The organism is Homoserinimonas sp., from assembly GCF_056262345.1.
On sequence record NZ_JBACFR010000279.1, the window covers coordinates 1 to 4,570 of the forward strand.

The following is a 4,570-nucleotide window of genomic DNA, read 5'->3' on the forward strand; positions in this document are numbered from 1 at the left end:
CTCGCGGAGCGGTACAAGCGCGAACCGCTGCCCGTGGTCGACGTTTTGCGCACCGGCGTGCGGGTGGCCGGTGCCGTTGCAACCGCGCACGCTGCAGGCATTCTGCACCGCGACATCAAGCCGGGCAACGTGCTCACGAACGACTATGGCTGGCCGGCCCTCACCGACTTCGGCATCTCTTCTGCCGTCGACGACGAAGTGCCGATGCACACCGCGAGCATCGACTCCCTCACTGCGGATGCTGGCGGCACCACGGGCAGCGCGTCCGTGGGAATGTCGGTGCCGTGGTCTCCGCCCGAGATGTTCGCGGACGACCCCAACCCGGATGTGCGGGCAGACGTTTTTTCGCTCGCGGCAACCCTCTACACGCTTCTAGCCGGTCACACTCCGTTTGAGATTCGTGGCAGGTCTAACGGTGTGCTCGACCTCATCGGGCGCATCGAGCGGGGCCTGGTCACGCCTCTCACGCGCACGGATGTGCCCAGATCGCTCACCGCGGTGCTCGCCAAGGGCATGGCAACTCGGCGCGAAGACCGCTTCGCTTCTGCCATCGAATTCGCCCGGGCTCTGCAGCGGGTGGAGCTTGAGCTCGGCTATTCGCCCACCACGATCGATGTTCCCAACCTGGTGGTCGACGACTCGGTGCGGGGCGACGCCACAGACGATGACGACGCCACCCGGGCCAGGGGCGTTGCCACGATCGATGCGCAACCCGAATCCGCCAGAATCGACGGCTTTATGCCGCCCGCGGCATCTGAAGATGCGACGCAGGTGCGGGGTGCCCAGCGCATCGATGCTCAACCAGCACCGGCATCCACCGAAGCGGTGGGCGAGACCGTGGTGCGCCCTCGCGTGGCCGTCACGCCACCGCCCGCGCCCCCGGCAAACCCAGCACCGGCGGTCGAGGAGGGCGACGACGACGAGCAGGGGTCGCGCACCAACCGTCTCGTACTGTGGCTCGCGGGGGCCGCAGTTGTGGTCATCGCCGCGGGCGTTGCCCTCAGCCTTGCACTCGGTGGGGTGCCCAGCGCGTCCGAGGTCGACCCGAGCCCGTCGACCTCGCCCGGTGGCGGAGGCGCGGCGGTGATCGAGACGATCCCCACGCCCCAGCTGGTCTCGGTAAGCGAGCAGCCGGGAGTCCTGCACTTTGTCGTCGACAACCCCAAGCCAGTAGATGGCGATGCCTTCATCTGGCGTCGAGTGGACCGAGGAGCGGCGGAACCCGCTCGCAGTTCGGCCGACGGCACATTCACGGTCGAAGGTTTTGACGGATCCAGCGTCTGCGTTGAGGTGCGCATCGTGCGCTCAGGGCGCGACTCTGCCAACCCCCTTGAGGAGTGCTACCCGGGATGAACCCTCTCAAGATCGAGTTCTGCGGCGAATGGTACGACGTCGAGCATCCGAATGACTTTCATGTCGGGCGCGAATCCGATCTCGTCATCGACGACAACCCCTACCTGCATCGCCGGTTTCTGCGCATCTACGAAGAGTTCGGCATGTGGTGGCTGGGCAACGTCGGCAATCTCCTGGCGGCAACGGTGTCCGATGCCACGGGCCAAGTTCAGGCCTGGCTCGCACCCGGCGCGCGTCTGCCCATTGTGTTCCCCCAACTGAATGTGCTGTTCAGCGCGGGGTCGACAACCTACGAGTTCGCCATCCACGCCGCCGAGGATTATTACGCGTCATCGGCGATGGCCGACAGCGTCGCGGGCTCCACGACGATCGCACCGGTTCCGCTGACCTCGTCGCAGCGGCTCTTGATCGTGGCTCTCGCTGAGCACATTCTGCGGCAGTCATCGCCGGGCCGGGGCGAGATTCCGACGTCGGCCGAGGCGGCTCGTCGCCTGCACTGGTCGATCACAACGTTCAACCGCAAGCTCGACAATGTGTGCGAGAAGCTCGACAAGATCGGTGTTGCCGGGCTCCGCGGCGGCAAGGGAAACCTGGCAACGAACCGTCGTCTTCGACTGGTGGAATATGCGGTGGCAACGCGCCTCGTGAGCCAGGAGGACCTCTACCTCATCGATCGCAACGACGAAGCGCACCAAGACCCGGCCTCGGCGTGACGCTGCAGAATCCGGGCGGAGCCGCAACGGGGAGTTCTGCCCATACCCCCCGCTCGCGGGTAGACGCCAGCACCTGCTAAGTTGTCCCAGGATTCACGGTTGATCGGTATTGGGGGGATGTCATTTTCACGCTCTCCGCTCTGCGACCGCAAAGTCGCAAGACAATAGCCTCCGTTCTGGTGATGGCAGTCGTTGCTGGCGTTCCGCTCACGATCGCCGCCCTGCATCCCGGGTTCCCGGTATCGGATGTTGACCTCACCTCGCGAGACGTGTGGGTCACCAACGGCGAACAGCTTTTGGGTGGCAGGCTCAACCGGCAGATCGATGAGCTTAACGGCTCCGTCGTGGCCTCTAGCGCCGACTTCGATGTGTTGCAGGATGGCGACACCCTGTTCATGCACGACCCGACGAGCGGCCGGGTGGAGTCGGTCAACCCGGCAACCACGGAGGTCACGTCGGCGATCGAGGTGCCCAAGGGTTCCGAGATCGCGTTCGGCGGTGACCTGCTCTCGATCCTCTCGCCCGAGGGCGAGCTGTGGGCAATTCCCGCGGTGGGCGACCTGCAGTTCAACTACGTTTCGCAGCCGCCCATCGCCAAGCTCGGTGAGGGCGCGCATGTTGCCGTCAGCCGCGACGGCGTTGTACTCGCCGTCTCTGGCAAGAAGGGCAAGCTCTACCGGGTGGAATCTCTCGCAGATCTGCCGGTCGAGAGCGGGTTCCCCAAGGTGGGCGAGTTCCAGATCGCCGCGGTGGGCGATCGGGCGGTCGTGTTCGACCAGACGACCAACGAGCTGGTCACCGAGGATGGCAAGGTTTACCCGCTGGGCGACGAGCCAGGGCTCCGCCTTCAGCAGACGAGCCCGGAATCCGATCGAGCGATAGTCGCAACGGGTGAGTCCCTGCTGTCGGTCAACCTCGGCTCTGGTGCTGTCGACGTGCTGTCGGCCGATATCGACAACGCCGTGACCGACCCCGAGCAGGTTGCTGCTCCCGTATCCCTTGAGGGATGCGCGCACGGTGCCTGGGCCGGGGCGCAGAAGTATGTTCTCGCCTGCGACGGGCAGGAGCCAGCCCCGGTCGACATCGAGCAGCCCACCCGCGGCAGTGCTCTTGAATTCCGGGTCAACCGCACGGTAATCGCGCTCAATAACCTCGACAACGGAAACGTGTGGCTCGTCGACGAGAACATGCGTCTCGTGGAGAACTGGGAAGACGTCACCCCGCCGGAGGAGCAGGAGACGGAGGAGGTTGGCGACGAGAAGTCGGCGATCCAATCGTTCGAAGACACCCTCGCGGAGCGCACCGAGACCAACCGAGCGCCCACCGCCAACGACGACGACTTCGGCATCCGCCCGGCACGCACCACAATTCTCCCGCTGCTCGATAACGACACCGACCCCGACGGCGATGTTCTGGTGATCTCGGCATTCGATGCCATCTCGGAGACGACGGGGCGCATCGACACGATCGATGGCGGGCGTGCCCTTCAGTTCACCCCTGCGGCTGGTTTCGTGGGCAGCGTGACCCTCAACTACACGGTCGACGACGGCCGGGAGGGCAGCGATAGTGCCCGGGTAACCGCGCGCGTCGTGCCGGATGAGTCCAACGCCCTGCCGATCCCCGTTCGCATCGGCGGAATCAGTGTTGAGGCAAACCAGACCGTGAGCTACAACGTTCTGGCCGACTGGAAAGACCCCGACGGGGACGACATCTTCTTGATCGGGGCGTCGCCGAAGTCCGGCGACCTCGTGCGATTCACACCCGACGGTTTTGTGACCTTCACCCATCAGACCTCCGAGCTGGGAGAGAAGGAGGTGGCCTTCCAGGTCACCGACGGGCGTGGCGAAGCCGTCACGGGAACCCTCGTCGTCACGGTCGAACCGGCCGGATCGCTGAACCCCATCGGCACCCCCGACTTTGCGGAAACCTTCGTGGACGAGATGGTGGTCGTCGAGCCGCTGCTGAACGACATCTCGCCCTCCGGCGCCCAGCTGGCCCTCATCGGAATCGAGGAGCCGGGCGGATCCACCAGCGCAAGCTTCTCGTCGGATACCGGCACGCTCTCGTTCTCGTCGTCCAAGCCCGGCATCAACTACGTGAAGTACACCCTCACCGCAGGCGCCACCTCGAGCGTGGGAATCGTGCGCATCAACGTGCTGGAGAAGCCCGACGACGCATCCTTGCCCCCCGTGGCCGTCAAGGACATCGCCTATCTCCGGGGTGACGAGCCGACGACCGTCTCTGTGCTCAGCAACGACGTTTCGCCGTCTGGCCGCGTACTTGCCGTGCAGAGCGTCGATGTTCCTGCCGAATACAAGGCAAAGGGCCTTGTCGTCGAGCTTTTGGCATCCACGAGTGTGAGAGTCACCTCACCCGCTGCCCTCACGGCGCAGGCCTCCTTCACCTACACAATCTCGGATGGCGTCTCCACGGCATCGGCGGGCGTCTCCGTCGTGCCCGTGCCGGCCCTCACCAAACACCAGCCACCCGTGGCCCAGAACGAC

3 protein-coding genes are annotated in these 4,570 nt (G+C 65.2%); all 3 read left to right on the forward strand.

Translation table 11 applies throughout. The annotated features are described in order from the left end of the window. Window positions 1-1,353: serine/threonine-protein kinase (locus AC062T_RS12880; RefSeq protein ID WP_476030633.1), on the forward strand; the 1,353-nt coding region annotated here is incomplete at its 5' end. Then, window positions 1,350-2,066, forward strand: coding sequence for a hypothetical protein (locus AC062T_RS12885; RefSeq protein ID WP_108517218.1), 717 nt, complete (start codon window positions 1,350-1,352; stop codon window positions 2,064-2,066). The genes AC062T_RS12880 and AC062T_RS12885, both read left to right, overlap by 4 nt. Before the next feature lie 182 nt (window positions 2,067-2,248). Next, on the forward strand, window positions 2,249-4,570 hold a 2,322-nt coding region (locus AC062T_RS12890), incomplete at its 3' end, for an Ig-like domain-containing protein (RefSeq protein WP_476030635.1).

Excerpts from the sequence above, each read along its gene's own strand:
- AC062T_RS12885 (WP_108517218.1), top strand. The coding sequence starts at position 1,350 with ATGAACCCTCTCAAGATCGAGTTCTGCGGCGAATGGTACGACGTCGAG.